Consider the following 20,210-nt stretch of genomic DNA (forward strand, 5'->3'; position numbering starts at 1 on the left):
ATCCTGTTTGCGTCACGAAAGCTGTTGAACCGCCCAATCTGCGGCATCCGCAACCGTCGGATCCGGATCCGCCTGCAATCCCTGCGCCACTGCACGCAACTCCGGCAGGTTTGAATTGCCAATCGCATAAAGCACGTTGCGCACGAACCGATCCCGGCCAATCCGCTTGATCGGCGAGCCTGCGAAGAACGCACGAAACCCGGCGTCATCCAGAACCGCCAGTTCCGCCAGTTTTGGCGCCTGCAATTCTGCCCGCGCCGCATAGCGCAGATCACTGGCCGCCACGGCAAATTTGTTCCAGGGGCAAGCCGCAAGACAATCGTCACACCCATAGATCCGGTTGCCCATTTTGCTGCGCAAGTCCGGCGCAATCGGGCCTTTGTGTTCAATCGTGAGGTAAGAAATGCAACGCCGCGCATCCATCTGGTAGGGCGCGGTAAAGGCATCGGTCGGACAGGAGGTCAGACAAGAGGTACAAGATCCGCAACGATCCGGCTCAGGCCTGTCGACCGGCAGCTCCAACGTTGTGAAAACAGAGCCTAAAAAGGCCCAATTTCCCCAATCCCGACTAACCAAATTGGTGTGTTTACCCTGCCAGCCCAGCCCAGCCGCCTGTCCCAAGGGCTTTTCCGGCACCGGGGCTGTGTCGACAAAGACCTTCACCTGCGCGGCCTCGTCGAGTTTTTTGGCCTCGTCAATCAGCCAGCGCGCCAGACGCTTCAGGCGCTTCTTGACCAGATCATGATAGTCCTTGTTGCGCGCATAGACCGAGATCGCGCCACGGTCTGCACAGCCCACCACCGCCATCGGATCTTCGTCAGGGGTATAGCTTTCGGCCAGCATGATCACCGATCGCGCTTCGGGCCACAGTACATGCGGCGCTCCGCGCCAATGACTGCGGTCAGCCATCCAGCCCATTTGCCCATGATAGCCCGCGTCCAGAAACTGCTGCAACCGGTCGGGTACTTGTGGTACATCTTCGGGGCGGCAGATCTTGCAGGCAACAAAGCCCTCGGCCAGGGCCTGACTGACCAGCCTGTCTTTCAGATCTGCACTCATCCTGGGCCTCTTTTCCGCAGTTCAGGGATCAGAAATCAAGGTCTGCGTAATGCGGCGGCGGCCGGAATCCCGAGATCTGGTCGGCCAGAATGGACCGGAACGCCGGCCGCGACTTGATCTTGGCATACCAGTCCTTGACCGCTGCCGACCGGTTCCAATCCACATCCGAGATATAGTCGAGCGACGACAGATGTGCGGCGGCGGCAAAATCCGCAAGACTCATCTGATCGCCAGCCAACCAGCGACGGTGGTCCAGCAGCCAGGCCATATAATCGAGGTGATATTTGATCGCCTTGGCCCCAGCCTTGACGTTCTTGCTGTCCGGGTACCCTTCGCCGGTGACCTTTTTGTTGACCCGCTCATACAGCAGTTTCGAGGTCACTTCAGAATGGAACTTGTCATCAAACCAGCTGATGATGCGACGCACTTCAAAGCGACCATCAGGGTCGCTGGGCATCAGCGATGGCGTGGGGCGCGTTTCTTCGAGATATTCGCAGATTGCCGCGCTTTCTGACATCATCTTGCCATCCAGTCGAATGACCGGAACCTTGGCCGCAGGGTTGCGACGCAGAAAATCAGGATCCGCTTCCCAATAGCGTTCTTCGACCAGCTCGACTTCGATCTTCTTTTCCGCCAGCGAAAGGCGGACCTTGCGGCAAAAAGGGGAGAGCGGGACATGATAGAGACGTGCCATAGGCCTAGTTCAAACTCCAAATCAAGCAGCGGGGATCCCGTTCAGCAATGCCCTGTGCGCCAGAAAACTTCAATCCTCGAAACACCTCGACCGCCCATCTGCGCGGATGGTAGCCGCCCCATCCTGAATACGGCGCGCGCGGCGGCTCACGGATTTCGACGGGCGCGATGCCGAACGCGCTTTGGGGTTGGGTAAAACGGCGGCAATCAAAGCCGCCTGTTGGGCACTCAACTCGTCCGGACCGACGCCAAAGTAGTGCCGTGCCGCAGCCTCGACACCAAAGACGCCTTCGTCCATTTCGGCCACGTTTAGGTATACCTCTAAAATGCGCCGCTTGCTCCAGACTGCTTCGACCAGCGGAGTAATCAGAGTTTCCAGCGCCTTTCGGCCCCAGCTCCGCCCCTGCCACAGGAAAACATTCTTCACCACTTGCTGCGACAGCGTAGATCCCCCGCGCTTGCCGCCTTCGGCCAATGCGGCGCGAATGGCCTGGACGTCAATTCCCCAGTGTTGGCAGAAGCGAGCATCTTCGGCCGCAACCACAGATCGCATCATCACTGGCGCGATATCTTCGATGGGCACCCATTCACGGTCAACCTCGCCGAGACGACGCGTCTCACTCCAGATGGTATGCGTGGTGGGCGGGTTCACCACCGAAAACAGCAGCACCAGCAGTGTCCCCACGACGGAAAACGCCAGTACAGCGCGCAACAGCCACCGCCGCAGCCACCGCAATGGCAGAACAAGTCGTTGCCAGACCCAGGACCAGATCCTAGGCCAAAACCCTGTTGCCGTTTTCTGCTTTTTTGTTTTCTTCACTGCCTTTGCCATGCCCCTCTATAGGACAGTCGGCCCCGTAGAACCAACTGCGAAACGCGACTGTGCTGCTGCTTCGGAGCCCTCATCGTCTGCCACACAAGCAAGAGTGCGAAATGAGATCTCTCAAAGCTTGCTGCTTTGGTGAGACAGAAGCGAAAATTCGCGACCTGAAACAAAAAAGCCCCGCAAGCGACTAGCTTGCGGGACAATTTTTTAACAGCCTGCGGTGGCGCCTATTCGGCAGGCACTGCTGTCTTTTCCAGGCTCAGTGGATGCGCCAGCTTGTCCAACATCTCGATGGGACAGACCTGCAGGAAGTTGCCCTTTTCCAGATCCCAGTGCTGCAGGATCTCAGCTGCTTTGCGGCTGCCGGTTTCCTCCAAATGACGCTCTACCAGGGCTTTCAATTCAGCTTCCCAGTGATCAACAGTCACCGGACAGGTCACTAGGCTTTCCATGTTCATCATGGTTTCAGCCTGACCTTCAGGATCATACAGATAGGCCATACCACCGGTCATACCGGCACCAAAGTTGGCCCCGATTGTCCCCAAGATAACCGCCACACCACCGGTCATGTATTCACACCCACAGGCACCACAGCCCTCGATCACCACCTTGGCACCAGAGTTGCGCACGCCAAAGCGTTCACCAGCGCGACCCGCCGCAAAGAGATAACCATCGGTTGCGCCATAAAGCACGGTATTGCCCACAATGGTGTTGTCGCTTGCCTTCAGCGGCGAAGACATTGGTGGGCGCACCACCACGGTGCCGCCCGACAGACCCTTACCGACATAGTCATTGGCATCGCCTGACACTTCCAGCTTAAGCCCCGGTGCCGCAAAGGCCCCAAGCGACTGCCCGGCAGAGCCCTGCAGCTTGACCGTCAGGTGGTCCGGCTGCAACGCGTTGCGCATGCCAAAGTTACGCACGATATGGCTCGAGGTGCGGGTGCCCACGGTGCGATGGGTGTTTTGTACCGCATAAGACAGCTGCATCTTTTCACCGTCCTGCAGGAAACGCGCTGCATCGCGCACGATTTCCGCATCCAGCGTATCGGGCACCGCATTGCGGTCCTTGTCGCGGTTGTAGACAATGTCTGCCGCGCCATCGACGGTGATCAGCAGCGGATTGAGATCGAGATCATCCAGATGTGCCGAGCCACGCGAAACCTGCGCCAGAAGATCCGCACGGCCAATCACCTCATCCAGCGAGCGAGCCCCGATAAAGGCGAGGATTTCACGTACTTCCTGCGCATAGAAAGTGATCAGATTCACCACCTTATCCGCAGAGCCGGTGAACTTGCCACGCAGGGCTTCATCCTGGGTACAGACCCCGACGGGGCAAGTGTTGGACTGACACTGGCGCACCATGATGCAACCCATAGCGATCAGCGCGGCGGTGCCGATACCGTATTCCTCGGCGCCGAGCATCGCGGCCATGACGATATCACGGCCAGTACGCAGCCCACCATCGGTGCGCAGGGTGACGCGTTCGCGCAGGTTGTTCATCGCCAGAACCTGATGTGCTTCGGTGAGGCCCATCTCCCACGGCAGACCGGCATATTTGATCGAGGTCGCAGGGGAGGCCCCGGTGCCGCCATTGTGGCCCGAGATCAGAATCACATCCGCCTTGGCCTTGGCCACACCGGCGGCAATGGTACCGACACCGGATGCGGCAACCAGCTTAACCGTCACTTTGCAGCGCGGGTTGATCTGTTTCAGATCATAGATCAGCTGCGCCAGATCCTCGATCGAATAGATATCGTGGTGCGGCGGCGGTGAAATCAGCGTCACACCTTTGGTCGAATGACGCAGACGCGCAATCAGATCCGTGACCTTCATCCCTGGCAGCTGGCCGCCCTCGCCAGGCTTGGCGCCCTGGGCCACCTTGATCTCCAGCTCTTCGCACTGGTTCAGGTATTCGGCGGTGACACCGAAACGCCCAGAGGCCACCTGCTTGATCTTGGCCGATGGGTTGTCACCATTGGGTTCCGGCACAAAATGCGCCGGATCTTCGCCACCCTCGCCCGAATCCGACTTGGCACCGATGCGGTTCATCGCCACGTTCAGGGTTTTGTGGGCCTCAGGACTCAGCGCGCCAAGGGACATGCCCGGCGTGACAAAGCGCTTGCGGATCGAAGTAATGCTTTCCACCTCTTCAATCGGCACGGATTTGCCCAGTGGCTTAATGTCGAGCAGATCGCGCAGATGGATTGGCGGGTTGCTCTGCATCTTGGCGGAATACTGCTTCCACATCTCGAACGAGGCGCGATTGCAGGCCATCTGCAGCATATGCATCGAGCTGGCTTCCCAGGCGTGCGTCTCTCCAGAGGCGCGTGCCTTGTAGAAGCCACCGATGGGCAGAACGTTCTGGCCCTCTTTCCAGCCTTTGGCATGGATTTCTTCGGCCTTGACCTGAATACCGCTGACACCAATGCCGGAGATCCGGCTGGTCATGCCAGGGAAGAATTCGGCACACATGGCGCGTGAAAGACCTACGGCCTCAAAATTCAGACCGCCGCGATAGGAGGACACGACCGAGATGCCCATCTTGGCCATGATCTTAAGCAGTCCCTGATCGATAGCTTCACGGTAGCGCGCCACGTTTTCAGTCAGGCTACCGTCCAGCAAGCCGCGTTCAACGCGATCAGCCAGCGAATCTTCGGCCAGATAAGCGTTCACCACCGTGGCACCACAACCGATCAAAACGGCGAAGTAATGCGGATCGACACATTCAGCCGCACGCACATTGATAGAACAGAAGGTCCGCAGCCCCTTGCGGGTCAGATGCGAATGCACGGCAGATGTCGCCAGGATCATGGGCATGGCGACACGTGTTGCATCTGAGAACTGATCAGTCAGCACCAGATGGCCGGCACCTGAGCGCACGGCCTCTTCGGCCTCGGCGCGAATACGTTCCAGCGCCAGGCTCAGCGATCCCTCACTGGGGTCAAAGGAGCAGTCGATCTCGGCCAGCGGAGCGTTGAACTGATCCACCAGCTTGTCCCACTGAGCATTGCCGACAAAAGGACTTTCCAGCACGACGATCTCGGTCTGGGAGCTGTCTTCGTCCAGCACGTTCTTGAGGTTGCCAAACCGCGTCTTCAGCGACATCACCCGGAATTCACGCAGGCTATCGATTGGCGGGTTGGTCACCTGGCTGAAGTTCTGGCGGAAGAAATGGCTCAGCGGGCGATACTGTTTTGACAGCACGGCCGATGGCGTATCATCGCCCATCGAGGCAAGACTTTCCTTGCCGTCCTCGGCCATCGGCGACAGGATCTGTTCCAGCTCTTCGATGGTATAGCCAGCGGCCACCTGACGGCGGCGCAGTTCGTCACCGGTAAACATCGGTGTCTCAGTGACAGTGGCGAGGGTTTCGTCCACGTCGTTGATCTTGCCGACCCAGTCGCCAAAGGGAAGTGCGGCAGCCAGTTTATCCTTGATCTGGGTGTCGTGATACAGCTTGCCCTTTTTCATATCGACAGCCAGCATCTGACCGGGGCCAAGCGCGCCTTTTTCCACCACGGAGGCCTCATCGATCGGCACCATGCCTGCTTCGGAGCCAGCAATCACCAGACCGTCGCCGGTGACGACATAGCGCATCGGGCGCAGACCGTTGCGGTCCAGACCGGCGCAAACCCAGCGACCATCGGTCATCGCCAGGGCAGCAGGGCCATCCCAAGGCTCCATCACCGAGTTGCAGTAAGAATACATGTCACGCCAGGCCTGTGGCAGCTCAACCGCCTGCTTGGACCAGCTTTCTGGCACCAGCATGGTTTTCGCCATCGGCGCAGAACGGCCCGCGCGCACCAGAACCTCAAACACCGAATCCAGTGCCGCCGAATCCGAAGACCCGCCCGCGATGATCGGTTTGATGTCTTCGGCGTAGTCGCCAAAGGTGCCGCTCGCCATGCGGATCTCATGGCTTTTCATCCAGTTCATGTTGCCGCGCAGGGTGTTGATTTCACCGTTATGCGCCAGCATGCGGAACGGCTGTGCCAGCCACCACTGCGGGAAGGTATTGGTAGAATAACGCTGGTGATAAATCGCAAAGGCGCTCTCGAAACGCTCATCCATCAGGTCGGGATAGAAAACCGCAACCTGCTCGGCCAGCATCATGCCCTTGTAAATGATCGAACGGCAGCTGAGCGAGGCCAGGTAAAGCTCACCAATGCCAGCAGCGGCTGCGGCTTTTTCAATCCGGCGACGGATCACATATAGCTCGCGCTCGAATGTTTCCTCATCCACACCTTTGGAGTTGGAGATCAGGATCTGCTCGATCTCTGGACGGGTCGCGTTGGCTTTTTCACCCAGGCAGGTCACATCGACAGGCACATGGCGCCAGCCATAGATGTAATAGCCCATGCGCAGCACTTCGGTCTCGACGATGGTCCGGCAGGTTTCCTGGGCGCCAAAATCGGTCCGTGGCAGAAAGACCTGGCCAACAGCGATCAGCTGATCCTTGCGCGGCTCGTGACCGGTGCGCTTGATCTGGTCATAGAAAAACGGAACCGGGATCTGCACATGGATACCAGCGCCATCGCCCGTCTTGCCATCGGCATCCACCGCACCACGGTGCCAGATAGCCTTGAGCGCGTCGATGCCGGCTTCAACGACCTTGCGGCTGCTTTTGCCGTCGACCGAAACCACAAGGCCAACCCCACAGGAAGAATGCTCTTCTTCCTCGGTATAAAGGCCGTTTTCGGCCATCCACTTGCGTTTGGCTTCTTCTGCGCGGACCCAGTCTGCATCGTATGTGACAGCATCAAAATCGGTCATTGGTTGTCTCCTTCTGCCGAGGGTCTGAAGGCCGCCATAACCTCCGCTTCGGTCATCTGCCGTTGCGGTCCGGTAAAGGCGTAGCCCTCGGGCTTTTTGTCGATATAAAGTTCCAGGCCGAGAGAGCTCTCGCCTGCATTGTCAAAGAGGCCAGCTGCCATTTGGGTCTGGCCGTGCATTTCTCCGGGCGCTGTGATGCGATACCAAAGCGCAGAGCCGCAGTCGGCGCAAAAAGCGCGCTCTGCCCAGTCGGATGAGACATAGGTCTTCACCGGACCCAGAGCAGCATAGCCAGAAGCCGCCGGGATCGTCATCAACATCGAGCTGGTCCAGCGGCGGCACATGTCGCAATGACATACCCCAATAGACTTGCGCGCAGGCTTCATAGCAACGCTGACGGCGCCACACATGCAGTGTCCCTGTAGCTCTGTCATTGGCTCAACTGTTGGCTCGGACATTGGCCTGGCTTCCTTTGGCGGTAGCGGTTGCTTACTCGGCGGCGACGGATGCCGCAGCTGCGTTGAAACGGGCCACGATGGCATCGGCGCAGTCGCGACCATCCTTGATGGCCCAAACCACCAGCGAAGCGCCGCGGACAATGTCACCCACGGCGTAAACGCCATCCAGATCAGTTTCACCCGTGGTGAACTTGGCCTTGATGGTGCCCCAGCGGGTGACTGGCAGATCGGGCTGGCCCCAAAGAGTCGGCAAGTCTTCCGGCTCAAAGCCCAGCGCCTTGATCACCAGATCGGCCTCTTCCACGTAGTCGGCCCCCTCGATCACTTCGGGGGCTTGCCGACCGGTAGCATCGGGCTGACCTAGGCGCATCTTTTGCACCATGACGCCATTCACTGAACCATCCGCATCAGTGAAACCTTTCGGTGCGGACAGCCATTCAAACACCACGCCTTCTTCTTCGGCGTTTTGTGTTTCACGCTGCGAGCCGGGCATGTTTGCCTTGTCGCGACGATAGAGACATTTAACCGAGGTGGCACCTTCGCGGATTGATGTGCGCAGGCAGTCCATTGCCGTGTCACCGCCGCCGATCACCACGACCCGCTTGCCTTCGGCATTCAGCTCGCCGCTGTCGAATTCCGGAACCGTGTCGCCAAAGCTGCGCTTGTTGGAGACGGTGAGAAAGTCGATCGCCTTGACGATACCCTTGGCACCGCTGCCGGGCATTTCCAGATCGCGGGATTTGTAGACGCCTGTGGCGATGACCACCGCATCATGTTTGGCGCGCAGCTCGTCAAACGAGATGTCTTCACCGATATTGCAGTTCTGAACAAAGGTGACACCGCCATCCGCCAACAGCTGGTTACGGCGCATCACGACGTCTTTTTCCAGCTTGAAGCCGGGAATGCCGTAAGTGAGCAGACCACCGGCGCGGTCGTAACGATCATAGACCGTGACCTGGATACCGGCGCGGCGCAGCATATCTGCGGCCGCAAGACCACCAGGGCCGGCACCGATGATACCAACGCTTTCGCCGCGCTCATGCAGCGGAGAAGCCGGTTTCACCCAGCCTTTGTCCCAAGCGGTATCGGTAATATATTTTTCCACCGCCCCAATAGTCACGGTGCCATGACCAGACTGTTCGATCACGCAATTGCCTTCGCACAGGCGATCCTGCGGGCAGATACGGCCACAGATCTCAGGGAAGGTATTGGTGGCCTGGCTTGTCTCATAGGCTTCTTCCAGACGGCCTGTCGCGGTCAGACGCAACCAGTCGGGGATGTTGTTTTGCAGCGGGCAATGCGACTGGCAATAGGGCACACCACACTGGCTGCAACGGCTGGCCTGTTCAGCCGCTTTGGCGGCAGCAAATTCGGCATAGATTTCGTCAAAATCTTCACGACGCGTATCAGCGTTGCGCTTTTCGGGCATATCGCGATCGATCTTCACGAATTTGAGCATCGGTTGCTTGGCCATGGGCGAACTCCCTATTGTGGCTGGCTGCGACAGGTCCGGATTGGAGCGCTGCAGATTTATGTCAACTGTACTGACCTAAACAGGTCGTAGTTTCCTTCTGATACTGCTTTCAGCGGGAATGTACAGAATTTTTAGGACCGAATCGGACCAAAGATGCGGTCTTTCCAATTTCCCCCCAGGTTTTATACAGAAGCTCAACATATTGATCCTCAATATCCCCGCGCGCCTCGATATCCACACCTCGGGGCGGCGATCCTTTTCAGGACAATCATATTATGCCGCTCCTTCAACTCATCCTTGTTGCACTGATCCAGGGAATCACCGAATTTCTGCCTGTCTCGTCTTCTGGCCACCTGATTCTATTGCCTGGTCTGACCGGTTACACTGATCAGGGTCAGGTTATTGATGTGGCCGTCCACGTCGGAACGCTCGCCGCTGTGGTGATCTATTTCTGGCGCGATGTGCGCATGGGCCTGTCAGGCCTGACCTGCCTTGCCTGCGGGCGCGCCAATACCGAAGGCGCACGGCTGGCACTGGGGCTGGTGGTCGCCACCATCCCCACAGTTCTTTTTGGCGCCTTCCTGCACTTCACCGGCTTCAGCGATGCGCTGCGATCTACTGCGGTGATCGGCTGGACGATGTTGATCTTTGGACTTGTGCTTTATGTCGCCGACCAAAAGGGAGCCGAAGAGAAAGTGTCCGCCGATTGGGGTCTGCGCGATGCGCTGATCATGGGGCTTTGGCAGATGATTGCGCTGATTCCCGGCACCTCGAGATCAGGCATCACCATCACCGGCGCGCGGCAGCTGGGCTACAAGCGTGAGGACGGCGCCCGGATCGCCATGCTGATGTCGATTCCCACCATCATCGCCTCGGGTGTCCTACTGGGCACCGAAGTCGCGCTGGAGGCAGACATGGCGTTGCTGCGCGACGCTGGTATTGCCGCTCTGCTGGCTATGCTGTCGGCGCTGGCAGCTCTGAGCCTGATGATGCGCTTGCTGCGCTCCATCAGCTTTACCCCCTATGTGATTTACCGAGTCATCCTCGGGCTTATCCTGCTGGGGTTTGCTTACGGCAGCTAGGCAAATCACACCATAGACTTAACGAAAGAGATAGACTTAACGAAAGAGGGGCGCGGGATGTCTCCCACGCCCCTAAATGCATAACTAGAAAGCTAGCCTGGAACACTCAACCCCAGACGGCCCGCTCCCCAAAACCCGCAGTTACAGATCAGGCATCGCCCTTGAGGTTGCGCGCCGAAGCGGTCATCTCGTCATATTGGCCCGAAGGACGGAATTTCCAAAGATAGCTTGGCAAGATCGGCCCCAGGAACTCTGGAGTGATGCCGAGATCGGCAAAACCACGCGCCCCTTCGGACACCACATTGTCACTGCCAAGACTCTTAAGCTGATCACGTGTCAGCACCTTGTTTTCGATCAGCTGCAGACTGATTGCCTGCATCATGTCAAACCCGAAAGCAGTCAGCCAGGCTGCAAAACCTGGCAGCGACAGCACCAGCCGACGGCGGTGGATAACGCCCAGCATCTCCTGCATCAGCGCAGCAAAGCTTTTCACCTCGGGGCCACCCAGCTCGTAGATGCCGGGGCTCGCTTCGCCAAGGATCCCCTTGACTGCGGCCCGCGCCACATCGTCCACATAGACCGGCTGGAACAGTGTCTTGCCCTTGGCGATCGGCAGCACGGGCGACAGGCGCGCCATTCCGGCAAAACGATTAAAGAACTGATCTTCGGTGCCAAAAATGACCGAAGGGCGCAGAATCACCGCATTCGGAAAATAGCCCTGTACCGCCTCTTCGCCTTTGGCCTTTGTCTGGGCATATGCGCTGGCATCTTCGGAGGCATCCGCGCCCAGCGCCGATACATGCACCATCTGCGCAATACCCTGTTTATGAGCAAACCGGGCAATGCGAGCAGCGCCCTCAACCTGGACCGACGCAAAGGTATTCTTGCCATGCTCGTTCAGAACGCCAACGCAGTTGACCACCGCATCCGCCCCATGCATCGCCGCCGCAACTGACGCATCATCACGGATATTGCACAGAACCGGCTCCACCTGGCCGGGCACACCGTAAGGCTTCACATGCATGGCTTCATTGGGCCTGCGCACGGCAACCCGAACCCGCCAGCCTTCTTTTGCCATGCGGCGCGCGATGTAGCGGCCGACAAAACCAGACCCGCCATAGATCGTGACCAGTTTGGACATCTTTTGGCTCCTGCAAATAGCTTTCCTCCCGATCTACCGTTCCCGCGCCTTTCAAACAAGGCGCAAAACGTGGGGCATTCGGCTCAAAGATCGCGAAATCTGCAGATAGCACCGCCAGATCGCAGGGAAATCGGCTCCGCTTAACCCGGCATTCAGGTTTCACACAGAATGTTCAGGCAAAATTATTGTAACGTTCGCCAAGACAGTGCCTCTTAAAAAGGCGAGGATTGATTTTTATGGCATCCAATCACAGCAAATCCCTCATCCTGCAAAGCTTCGAAAGCGACAGGATGGATCTTGAAGCTTTCATACCCGTTTTTTATCGGATGCTCTTTGCTACCCATCCCGATCTGCGCGCCCTGTTTCCCAAGGATACCGCCCGGCTTGAGGAAAAGATGCTGGCGGCTCTGACCCACATCGCCGAGGCGGTAGAAGATACCGGTCGGCTGAACGCAATCTTGAACAAGTTGGGCGAAACCCATCGTAAAATGCAGGTTTCGGACGCACACTTCGACGGGTTCATAAAAAGCTTCACTGGCGCCCTAGCACATACGCTCGGCCCGGAATGGAACGACGAAATGCAGCAGGCCTGGTCGGATTTTCTGGTATATGTGGCAATGAAGATGAATTTCCTCTCATCCCAACGACATAAGGAAACGCAACCCTAGCCCCCCTCCTGAAATCTCTACAGGCAGCTCCATAGCAGCTTTGCCCAGCCAAAAAATTCCAGATCCTTTCAGGCAACAGACGTGTTTTTGCAAAAATGTCAAAAATCCATTTGACGCCCCCGACATGCCCGCTTATACGCCCCTTCACGACACCTGCCCAGGTGGCGGAATTGGTAGACGCGCTAGCTTCAGGTGCTAGTATTGGCAACGATGTGGAGGTTCGAGTCCTCTCCTGGGCACCAAGTCTTTCTTCCACTCATCACTGAACACGACAGCTGATCACAGCGGGGTGGAGACAGCACCTTCCCAGAGCCACCCAGGTCTCCAGTCACCTCCTTCTCCACATTGCACATCCGACCGGATATACAGCAGGCGAAAGCTTGCTTCAACGAATTGTGTTTTTCCGTGTGCGCCTGATATACCCCAGTTGCAAAAGCATTTTGGGGGAAGCCGCAATGAAGGCTGTAATTCTGGCGGGCGGGCTTGGGACGCGTATTAGCGAAGAATCCCATCTAAGGCCGAAACCGATGATTGAAATCGGTGGCCGTCCGATCATTTGGCACATCATGAAACAGTATGACACCCACGGGATCACCGATTTCGTCATCTGCTGTGGCTACAAGGGCTATATGATCAAGGAGTATTTTGCGAATTACTTCCTGCATATGTCCGACGTCACCATCGATCTGGCAAACAACGGCATGGAAGTGCACTCCCAGCGCGCCGAAAAGTGGAAAATCACCCTGGTGAATACAGGCGAGACGACCCAGACAGGTGGCCGCCTAAAACGGGTTGCCGATCACCTCGACGGCCCTTTTTGCCTGACCTATGGCGACGGGGTGAGCGACGTCAATATTCGCGCCGCCATCGACTATCACAAAGCCCAGGGGCGTGAGGCTACTGTCACCGCCATCCAGCCCGCCGGCCGCTTTGGCGCACTGATGATCGACGAAAACCGTGTCACCTCCTTTCAGGAAAAACCCCAAGGCGATGGCCGCTGGATCAATGGCGGCTTCTTTGTCTGCGAATCCTCAGTGCTGGACCGTCTTGAAGATGACCTTACGGTTTTTGAAAAAGCGCCTCTCGAAGGTCTGGCCGCTGACAATCAACTCTCGGTCTGGAAGCACGAAGGTTTCTGGCAGGCGATGGACACCCTGCGCGACAAAAACGCGCTCGAAGATCTTTGGGCCAGCGGCAAAGCCCCCTGGAAAACCTGGGGATGAGCGATCTCCAAGCAGGAAACGATTTCTGGGCAGGCAAAAGGGTTCTGATCACCGGCCATACCGGGTTCAAGGGCTCTTGGCTCTCCTTCTGGCTCGACGAGATGGGAGCCGATGTGTTTGGCATGGCACTGGCTCCGGAAGGTCAGCCAAATCTGTTTGATCAGCTGGGTCATGAGTCTGAAATCGACCATATGCTGGGCGATATCCGCGACAGTGATCTTGTCGCCCAGCGCGTGACACAGGTTCAGCCCGATATCGTGTTTCATCTGGCCGCGCAGCCGCTGGTTCTGGCCTCCTACGAAGACCCGATGCAAACTTGGCAGACCAATGTCATGGGGTCTTTGCATGTGATGCAGGCCTGCCGCGCCCTGTCCAAAACCTGCTCCAAAACCTGCGCCCTTGTCATGGTCACCACCGACAAGGTCTATGAAAATCAGGAAGATGGCCGCGCCTACAAAGAAGACGCCTCCCTTGGCGGCTATGACCCCTATAGCGCCAGCAAGGCCGCGATGGAGATCGCGATTTCCAGCTGGCGACGCTCGTTTATGCAGGACGGCCCTGTACGCATGGCATCTGCCCGCGCGGGCAATGTCATCGGCGGTGGCGACTGGGCCGAAAACCGCATCACCCCCGACATCGTGCGGGCGCTGATTGCCGGACAAGAAATCTCGGTGCGCAATCCCGGTGCCGTGCGCCCCTGGCAACATGTGCTGGAACCGCTCTGGGGCTATATCACCCTGGCGGAACGTCTGTGGACCAGCGATGACGCGCGCTATCAATCCAGCTTTAACCTGGGCCCCGACATGGCCGATGTGCGCCCGGTGCAGGATCTCGTCAAGGCCGCTTTGGGGCACTGGTCCGGCACCTGGCATGAGACCCCGGATGCAGCAGCCCCGCATGAAGCTGGCCTGCTGAGCCTCGACAACAGCCGCGCCGCCGAGGTGCTGGGAGTGACGCCGCGTTGGGGTTTTGATCAGACGGTGGGAAAAACCATCTCCTGGTATCACGCTGTCCAGACAGGCGGCGATGCACCCGAAATCACCCGCACCCAAATAAGGGAGTTCATGGCGCCATGAAATTCATCCCCCTTGCCTTGACCGGTGCCTATGAGGTGCAGCTGGAACCCCGCCGAGACGCGCGCGGACTGTTTGCCCGCACCTATTGCGCCGCGGAATTTGCCCAGCACGGGCTCAATACCAGCTGGCCGCAGATGAACATGTCGGTCTCTCTGGGGGCTGGCACTGTGCGCGGGCTGCATTTCCAACGCGAACCGGCAGCCGAGATCAAACTGGTGCGCTGCCTGCGTGGACGTGCCCTGGATGTGATCGTTGATCTGCGCACGGGTTCCAGAACCTATGGCCAGCATCTGGCGCTGGAGCTTTGTGCCGAGACGCGCAATGCAATCTATATCCCCAAGGGCTTTGCCCACGGGTTTCAAACGCTAGAAGAAGAGGTCGAGCTGCAATACCTGCATTCGACCCCCTATGCGCCCGGACATGAGGGCGGCATCAGCCCCACGGATCCGGACCTCGCTATTGCCTGGCCGCTGGCCATTCACCAAATGTCAGAGCGGGACATGGCTTTGCCGCCGCAATCGGAGGTCACCCCCCTATGAGCCAGCTTTGCCGCCACTGCGCCACGCCGCTGAATATGCAATTTCTGGACTTGGGCTTTGCGCCGCCCTCCAATGCCTATCTGGAGCCTGCGGATCTCAGCCGTCCCGAGATGACATTCCCGCTGCGCCTGCAGGTCTGCGGCAAATGCCGCCTGGTACAGACCGAAGATTTTGCGCAAGCCGACGCGCTGTTCACCAAGGACTACGCCTATTTCTCCTCGACCTCGAAGGGCTGGCTGGACCATGCGGCGCGCTATGCCGATATGATCACCGAACGGCTCAGCCTCACCGCTGACAGCCATGTGATCGAGGTCGCCTCCAACGATGGCTACCTGCTGAAGAATTTTGTCGCCAAGGGCATTCCCTGCCTTGGCGTTGAGCCCACTCAAAGCACCGCCGAAGCAGCCGAAGCTATCGGCGTGCCAGTGCTACAGGAGTTCTTTGGCGCCGAGATTGCCGAAACCCTGCCCAAGGCGGATCTGATTGCGGGCAACAACGTCTATGCCCATGTGCCCGATATCAATGATTTCACCCAAGGGCTGCGCAATGCGCTGAAACCCGAGGGTGTCATCACGTTGGAATTCCCACACTTGATGCAACTGGTTGAATTCAGCCAGTTCGACACGGTTTATCACGAACACTTCTCGTATCTCTCGCTGATCGCCGTTGAACATATTTTTGCCGCCGCCGGGCTGCGTGTCTTTGACGTCGAGCGTCTGCCGACCCATGGCGGCAGCCTGCGCATCTATGGCTGCCATAAGGTCGCAAGCCATTCCGAGGCTCCGGCAGTTGCGACCCTTCGAGCTGACGAGGCAGAGCGCGGCATGAATGACGACAGCTATTATCTCGCCTTTCAACAGCAGGCCGACCGGGTCAAAAACGACTTTGTGCAATTCTTGCTCACGGCCCATGCCGAGGGCAAGACAGTGGCCGGTTATGGCGCCGCCGCCAAGGGCAACACATTGATGAACTATGCCGGGGTGCGTACAGATTTGGTGCCCTTCATCTGTGACGCCGCGCCCTCAAAGATCGGCAAGCTGATGCCCGGCAGCCATATTCCGATCAGCCCCCCTGCCCGACTGCGCGAAGACCGCCCCGATTTTCTGGTGATCTTTCCCTGGAACATCGCCGCTGAGGTGAAATCGCAATGTCAGGATCTGGCCGATCTTGGCACCCGGTTTGTCACCGCCGTGCCGGAATTAGTCGTGACAGAACTGGTAGCATCGGAATGAAGCGGGTTCTGCTCACCGGGGCCACCGGATTTGTCGGCCTGCCAACTGCGCGCGCCCTGCTGGACGCCGGTTGCGAGGTCATCTGCACCCTGCGCCCGGGAACCCTGGACAAGCTCGAAGGGATCGCGGTCGAAACACTGGAATGCGACGATATCTTTGCGCAGTCTGCGGATTGGTGGGCCAAGGCTTGTCAGGGCGTGGATACCGTCATCCATCTGGCCTGGTATGCCGAACCCGGCAAATATCTGCCCTCGGAAAAGAACCTCGACTGTCTGGCAGGCACGCTGGCGCTGGCCAAAGGCGCTGCACAGGCCGGGGTCAGGCGCTTTGTCGGCGTCGGCACATGCTTTGAATACGATCTGAGCGACGGGCATCTGTCGGTAGACAACACCGCCATTGCCCCCCTCACCCCCTATGCGGCGGCCAAGGCAGCGACCAATACCATGCTGCAGAGCTGGTTCCGGCAGCAGGGCATATCATATCTGTGGGCGCGGCTGTTCTACCTATATGGCGCACGCGAAGACGCACGCCGACTAGTGCCCTATCTGCACGCGCAGATGCAGGCCGGACAGCCTGCGGATCTGACCAGCGGCACCGCTGTGCGCGACTACATGGATGTGGATGACGCCGCAAAACTGCTGGTGCAGGAGGCACTTGGTGACAGGGTAGGTGCCACGAACATTTGCAGTGGTCAGGGCGTGACCATCCGAGAGCTTGCCGAACAGATCGCCGATCAATACGACCGCCGCGACCTGCTGAATTTCGGCGCCCGCCCGGACAATCTGACAGACCCGCCCATCGTGGTCGGGTTGCGTGACCAGCCTGCGCAAAGAGGTGCAAGATGACTGACAGTAATAATCAGCGTGTTCTCTATGCGCAGGATGGCTTCCCGGTTTTTCAAAACCGTATGTATGACAGCGCCGAGGCGGCCATCAATTGCCCCAAAGGACAAATCCAGTTGGTCGAGGATCTCTCCACCGGGTTGGTGCACAATGCCGCCTTTGATCCAGCGCTGGTCGACTATGATGCCGCCTATCAGAACGAACAGGCCAACAGCGCGCCCTTTCGGGCTCACCTCGACTGGGTGGCCGATCTGATCACCCAAAACATGGGGCTGGATAACCTGATCGAAGTCGGCTGCGGCAAAGGCACTTTTCTGGAGATGCTGGCTGATCGCGGTGCTGAGATCACCGGGTTTGACCCCACCTATGAAGGCGACAATCCAAAGATCGAGCGACACTATTTTGGTCCCGATCTTGGCCTTTCTGGTAAAGGGCTAATCCTGCGGCACGTGCTGGAACACATTCCGTCGCCCTATGATTTTCTGTGCCAGCTGCGCGATGCCAACAAAGGCAAAGGCCTGGTCTATATCGAAGTTCCCTGCTTTGACTGGATTTGTGAAAATCACGCCTGGTTCGATATTTTCTACGAACACGTGAACTATTTCCGCCTGTCGGACTTTCAAAAGATGTTTGGCAATGTGGTTGCCAGCGGTCGCTGCTTTGGCGGGCAATACCTCTATATCATCGGTGATCTGTCCACGCTGCAGACACCAGAATATGACCCACAAGATCCGGCACCGTTTCCAAATGACTTCACCGCTTCGCTGGCGCGGGACGCGCAAAACAGCAATGCCGGGGACATCGTCTGGGGCGGCGCCTCAAAAGGCGTCATCTACGCCCTGCTGCGGGAACGCGCCGGCTCTCCTGTGCAGGCGGTGATTGATATCAACCCACAAAAGCAGGGGCGCTATCTTGCGGCAACTGGCCTTTGCGTCAGCGCGCCCAACAGGGTGCTGCCGACGCTGCAAACATCGGCTCGGATTCTGGTGATGAATCCGAACTACCTAGAGGAAATACGACAGATGTCGAACAACGCATTTACATATTTGGGGGTCGGACATGACTGAATTCAAAGCCGAAATCAAACAGCGGGTTTCCGAAATGATGGAAAACAAACCGCTCAACGACGCGGCACTGACCTTCCTGCAGGCCTCAACCGGGCCCAAGTATTCCTATAACTTTCACTGGATGGATCGCCCCATCATCCAGTACCCGCAGGATATGGTCGCGATGCAGGAGCTGATCTGGGAGATCAAGCCGGACCTGATCATCGAGACTGGCATTGCCCATGGTGGCTCGCTCATCCTCAGCGCGTCGATGCTGGCCATGCTGGACATGTGCGAGGCTATTGAAAGCGGCCAAACTATGGATCCGTCCAAATCAAAGCGCAAAGTTCTGGGTGTCGATATCGATATTCGCGCCCATAACAAGGAGGCCATCGAAGCGCATCCGATGGCGTCGCGGATCGAAATGATCCAGGGCTCCAGCATTGATGCCGATATCATCGCCCAGGTGCAGGACTTCGCCAAAGGCTATGAGCGCGTGCTCGTCTGCCTGGATTCCAACCACACCCATGATCACGTCCGCCAGGAGCTGGAACACTATGCGCCGCTTACCTCTGTCGGCAGCTACTGCGTCGTCTTTGACACTCTGATCGAAGACATGCCCGCAGACGAATACCCTGATCGCAGCTGGGGCCCCGGCGATAATCCCAAAACAGCCGTCTGGGATTATCTGAAAACCCACCCCGAGTTTGAGATCGACAAGAGCATCGCCGGCAAACTGCTGGTCACGGTTGCCCATGACGGGTTCCTGAAACGTCTCAGCTGATCACAGCTGCCGTTCAAACGATTTGGAGCGCTGCTTGGTATTCTGCCAGGCAGCGCTTTTTTTGGTCGTCCCATCCAGAACACCGGCGAAATCATCCCTGAGCAGCGCATCAACAATGCGCACGACGCTGAGAATGGTATTCTCCCCATCCTGCTCCGCCGACACCCGAAAGCTGTGAAGCTGCATCCACAACCGATTCAGCCGCTCTGACGGGCTGCGTTTTGGTTGATCCTTCATCTTCAGGGCCGCCTCAAAGGCGTCGTCATGCCCCATGCGCCTTGCATACTCACCAAGAATTTCCTGCAGCTTGCCCCTTAGTTCCGGGTTCTTGCGCGCAGAGCTGAGAACATAGTGATTCCAGGCCTGATGATCGGTCTGACAGGTCTCCAGCCCATGTTTTTTGAGAATCGTTTCCAGCGTCGCGTAAAAGGCCATGGGCACGGATCCGGCGTGGGCCATCACATCTGCCTCGGGGTCGGTCCGGTTTTCGGCGCTAAAGGAATCTTTTGTTTCCGCACTGCCCTTGCCCTTCTGGCTGGCGGCATATCCCCCACCCGTGCTGGCCGGGCTATAGCCACTGACCGTGAAGAAATGCCCGACATGCAGAAAATCCCCGCCCTTTAGCAAAGCACGGTAGGAGATATTGAAATCAGGAATGGACCCATCAAAGATCAGGTCGGGCCGCAGCGCGATTTTTTCCAGATAGGCCCGCGACATGCAGCCGTGATACAGATCCGGCATCGGCGTCAGCTTTGCCAGATGACACTGCAACAGGTTCTCTCTGTTGTCGCTGGGCTGGTAGCGTTGCGTTGATCCGAACACATCATCACGGGTGATACGAAAACCACCCGTCTTGTTCTTGCCCTGTGCCACCGGCCAACCATAGGTCACGCGGGGCCAGCTGATGCCATCTGGGCGGTGCTTTTCCAGCAATTGACGCAGATATTTGAACTGCCCCGGGACAATGCCATCGTCATCGCCAAAGTAGATCAGATAGTCGCCGCTGGAGGCTAGAAAGGCCGTGTTGAAATTCTCGCGCATCGAAAAGCGCCCGCCGGTGTTGACATAGGTGATCCGCGGATCCGTCAGGCTGGCGATATATTCTTGGGTGCCATCGGTGCTGGCATTGTCACTGATGACGATTTCAATATCAGGATCATCAATCTCCAAAGCCGTCTGCACTGAGTATTTGAGAAACTGCAGACGCTCACGCGTGGGGATGACAATGCTAATCTTCATGTGGATTTCTCGCGTAAAAATTCTGCCATCTGCCTACAGCAAGCCCCCGCATC

General features: G+C 57.8%; 17 protein-coding genes and 1 tRNA gene. 10 read left to right on the top strand and 8 right to left on the bottom strand.

Features of this window, described 5'->3' with window-relative positions:
* Positions 1 to 12: 12 nt before the first annotated feature.
* The 6 genes from queG to PH5382_RS05260 form a co-directional block, all read right to left on the bottom strand.
* Entirely contained in the window at positions 13 to 1,059 is a 1,047-nt protein-coding gene (gene queG / locus PH5382_RS05235) for a tRNA epoxyqueuosine(34) reductase QueG (protein ID WP_058333290.1), read from the bottom strand.
* A gap of 28 nt (positions 1,060 to 1,087) precedes the next feature.
* Positions 1,088 to 1,753: an FtsZ-binding protein FzlA gene (locus PH5382_RS05240; RefSeq protein WP_058333291.1), complete on the bottom strand. Its 666-nt coding sequence runs from the start codon at positions 1,751 to 1,753 to the stop codon at positions 1,088 to 1,090.
* A 69-nt stretch (positions 1,754 to 1,822) separates the two neighbouring features.
* Positions 1,823 to 2,584 (bottom strand): monofunctional biosynthetic peptidoglycan transglycosylase, encoded by a 762-nt coding sequence (gene mtgA / locus PH5382_RS05245; RefSeq protein ID WP_058333292.1) that lies wholly within the window; start codon positions 2,582 to 2,584, stop codon positions 1,823 to 1,825.
* Between the two features lie 221 nt (positions 2,585 to 2,805).
* Positions 2,806 to 7,353 (bottom strand): glutamate synthase large subunit, encoded by a 4,548-nt coding sequence (gene gltB, locus PH5382_RS05250; protein ID WP_058333293.1) that lies wholly within the window; start codon positions 7,351 to 7,353, stop codon positions 2,806 to 2,808.
* Complete coding sequence (locus PH5382_RS05255) at positions 7,350 to 7,787, bottom strand: GFA family protein (RefSeq protein ID WP_058333347.1); 438 nt, start codon at positions 7,785 to 7,787, stop codon at positions 7,350 to 7,352. Before PH5382_RS05255 ends, gltB begins: the two co-directional genes overlap by 4 nt.
* A 55-nt stretch (positions 7,788 to 7,842) precedes the next feature.
* Complete coding sequence (locus tag PH5382_RS05260; RefSeq protein WP_058333294.1) at positions 7,843 to 9,285, bottom strand: NAD(P)-dependent oxidoreductase; 1,443 nt, start codon at positions 9,283 to 9,285, stop codon at positions 7,843 to 7,845.
* Positions 9,286 to 9,560: 275 nt separating this feature from the next.
* Here PH5382_RS05260 and PH5382_RS05265 point away from each other — a divergent pair, with 275 nt between their 5' ends.
* Positions 9,561 to 10,367, top strand: coding sequence for an undecaprenyl-diphosphate phosphatase (locus PH5382_RS05265; protein WP_058333295.1), 807 nt, complete (start codon positions 9,561 to 9,563; stop codon positions 10,365 to 10,367).
* Positions 10,368 to 10,515: 148 nt separating this feature from the next.
* Here PH5382_RS05265 and PH5382_RS05270 read toward each other — a convergent pair whose 3' ends face one another.
* Positions 10,516 to 11,508, bottom strand: a complete 993-nt coding sequence (locus PH5382_RS05270; RefSeq protein ID WP_058333296.1) for a complex I NDUFA9 subunit family protein — start codon at positions 11,506 to 11,508, stop codon at positions 10,516 to 10,518.
* Between the two features lie 236 nt (positions 11,509 to 11,744).
* Between PH5382_RS05270 and PH5382_RS05275 the strand changes: the two genes are divergently transcribed.
* From PH5382_RS05275 to PH5382_RS05315, 9 genes are all read left to right on the top strand, one after another.
* Complete coding sequence (locus PH5382_RS05275; RefSeq protein ID WP_058333297.1) at positions 11,745 to 12,176, top strand: globin domain-containing protein; 432 nt, start codon at positions 11,745 to 11,747, stop codon at positions 12,174 to 12,176.
* Positions 12,177 to 12,331: 155 nt separating this feature from the next.
* Positions 12,332 to 12,418: transfer RNA gene (locus tag PH5382_RS05280), tRNA-Leu, on the top strand.
* 213 nt (positions 12,419 to 12,631) lie between these two features.
* Positions 12,632 to 13,399, top strand: coding sequence for a glucose-1-phosphate cytidylyltransferase (gene rfbF / locus PH5382_RS05285; RefSeq protein ID WP_058333298.1), 768 nt, complete (start codon positions 12,632 to 12,634; stop codon positions 13,397 to 13,399).
* Complete coding sequence (rfbG, locus tag PH5382_RS05290) at positions 13,396 to 14,475, top strand: CDP-glucose 4,6-dehydratase (protein WP_058333299.1); 1,080 nt, start codon at positions 13,396 to 13,398, stop codon at positions 14,473 to 14,475. The genes rfbF and rfbG overlap by 4 nt, the downstream gene beginning before the upstream one ends.
* Positions 14,472 to 15,014, top strand: coding sequence for a dTDP-4-dehydrorhamnose 3,5-epimerase family protein (locus tag PH5382_RS05295; protein WP_058333300.1), 543 nt, complete (start codon positions 14,472 to 14,474; stop codon positions 15,012 to 15,014). Before rfbG ends, PH5382_RS05295 begins: the two co-directional genes overlap by 4 nt.
* Positions 15,011 to 16,246, top strand: coding sequence for a class I SAM-dependent methyltransferase (locus tag PH5382_RS05300; RefSeq protein WP_058333301.1), 1,236 nt, complete (start codon positions 15,011 to 15,013; stop codon positions 16,244 to 16,246). The genes PH5382_RS05295 and PH5382_RS05300 overlap by 4 nt, the downstream gene beginning before the upstream one ends.
* A complete protein-coding gene (locus PH5382_RS05305; RefSeq protein ID WP_058333302.1) occupies positions 16,243 to 17,091 on the top strand; it encodes an NAD-dependent epimerase/dehydratase family protein in 849 nt (282 codons plus the stop codon). Before PH5382_RS05300 ends, PH5382_RS05305 begins: the two co-directional genes overlap by 4 nt.
* Positions 17,088 to 18,155, top strand: coding sequence for a class I SAM-dependent methyltransferase (locus tag PH5382_RS05310; RefSeq protein WP_058333303.1), 1,068 nt, complete (start codon positions 17,088 to 17,090; stop codon positions 18,153 to 18,155). The genes PH5382_RS05305 and PH5382_RS05310 overlap by 4 nt, the downstream gene beginning before the upstream one ends.
* Positions 18,148 to 18,918 carry a cephalosporin hydroxylase family protein gene (locus tag PH5382_RS05315; protein ID WP_058333304.1) on the top strand — a complete coding sequence of 257 codons (771 nt, stop codon included), beginning with the start codon at positions 18,148 to 18,150 and terminating at the stop codon, positions 18,916 to 18,918. The genes PH5382_RS05310 and PH5382_RS05315 overlap by 8 nt, the downstream gene beginning before the upstream one ends.
* On the opposite strand, the gene PH5382_RS05320 is transcribed toward PH5382_RS05315, so the two are convergent.
* Positions 18,919 to 20,157 (bottom strand): glycosyltransferase family 2 protein, encoded by a 1,239-nt coding sequence (locus PH5382_RS05320; protein WP_058333305.1) that lies wholly within the window; start codon positions 20,155 to 20,157, stop codon positions 18,919 to 18,921.
* Positions 20,158 to 20,210: the final 53 nt, after the last annotated feature.

This window comes from Phaeobacter sp. CECT 5382 (assembly GCF_001457775.1).
GTDB lineage: Bacteria > Pseudomonadota > Alphaproteobacteria > Rhodobacterales > Rhodobacteraceae > Pseudophaeobacter.

Bases quoted from the DNA above. Each gene is read 5' to 3' on its own strand.
- queG (WP_058333290.1), bottom strand. From the start codon at position 1,059: ATGAGTGCAGATCTGAAAGACAGGCTGGTCAGTCAGGCCCTGGCCGAG.
- PH5382_RS05320 (WP_058333305.1), bottom strand. From the start codon at position 20,157: ATGAAGATTAGCATTGTCATCCCCACGCGTGAGCGTCTGCAGTTTCTC.
- PH5382_RS05295 (WP_058333300.1), top strand. From the start codon at position 14,472: ATGAAATTCATCCCCCTTGCCTTGACCGGTGCCTATGAGGTGCAGCTG.
- rfbG (WP_058333299.1), top strand. From the start codon at position 13,396: ATGAGCGATCTCCAAGCAGGAAACGATTTCTGGGCAGGCAAAAGGGTT.
- PH5382_RS05255 (WP_058333347.1), bottom strand. From the start codon at position 7,787: ATGACAGAGCTACAGGGACACTGCATGTGTGGCGCCGTCAGCGTTGCT.
- rfbF (WP_058333298.1), top strand. From the start codon at position 12,632: ATGAAGGCTGTAATTCTGGCGGGCGGGCTTGGGACGCGTATTAGCGAA.
- PH5382_RS05265 (WP_058333295.1), top strand. From the start codon at position 9,561: ATGCCGCTCCTTCAACTCATCCTTGTTGCACTGATCCAGGGAATCACC.
- PH5382_RS05270 (WP_058333296.1), bottom strand. From the start codon at position 11,508: ATGTCCAAACTGGTCACGATCTATGGCGGGTCTGGTTTTGTCGGCCGC.
- PH5382_RS05310 (WP_058333303.1), top strand. From the start codon at position 17,088: ATGACTGACAGTAATAATCAGCGTGTTCTCTATGCGCAGGATGGCTTC.
- mtgA (WP_058333292.1), bottom strand. From the start codon at position 2,584: ATGGCAAAGGCAGTGAAGAAAACAAAAAAGCAGAAAACGGCAACAGGG.
- PH5382_RS05240 (WP_058333291.1), bottom strand. From the start codon at position 1,753: ATGGCACGTCTCTATCATGTCCCGCTCTCCCCTTTTTGCCGCAAGGTC.
- PH5382_RS05275 (WP_058333297.1), top strand. From the start codon at position 11,745: ATGGCATCCAATCACAGCAAATCCCTCATCCTGCAAAGCTTCGAAAGC.
- PH5382_RS05300 (WP_058333301.1), top strand. From the start codon at position 15,011: ATGAGCCAGCTTTGCCGCCACTGCGCCACGCCGCTGAATATGCAATTT.
- PH5382_RS05315 (WP_058333304.1), top strand. From the start codon at position 18,148: ATGACTGAATTCAAAGCCGAAATCAAACAGCGGGTTTCCGAAATGATG.
- PH5382_RS05260 (WP_058333294.1), bottom strand. From the start codon at position 9,285: ATGGCCAAGCAACCGATGCTCAAATTCGTGAAGATCGATCGCGATATG.
- PH5382_RS05305 (WP_058333302.1), top strand. From the start codon at position 16,243: ATGAAGCGGGTTCTGCTCACCGGGGCCACCGGATTTGTCGGCCTGCCA.
- gltB (WP_058333293.1), bottom strand. From the start codon at position 7,353: ATGACCGATTTTGATGCTGTCACATACGATGCAGACTGGGTCCGCGCA.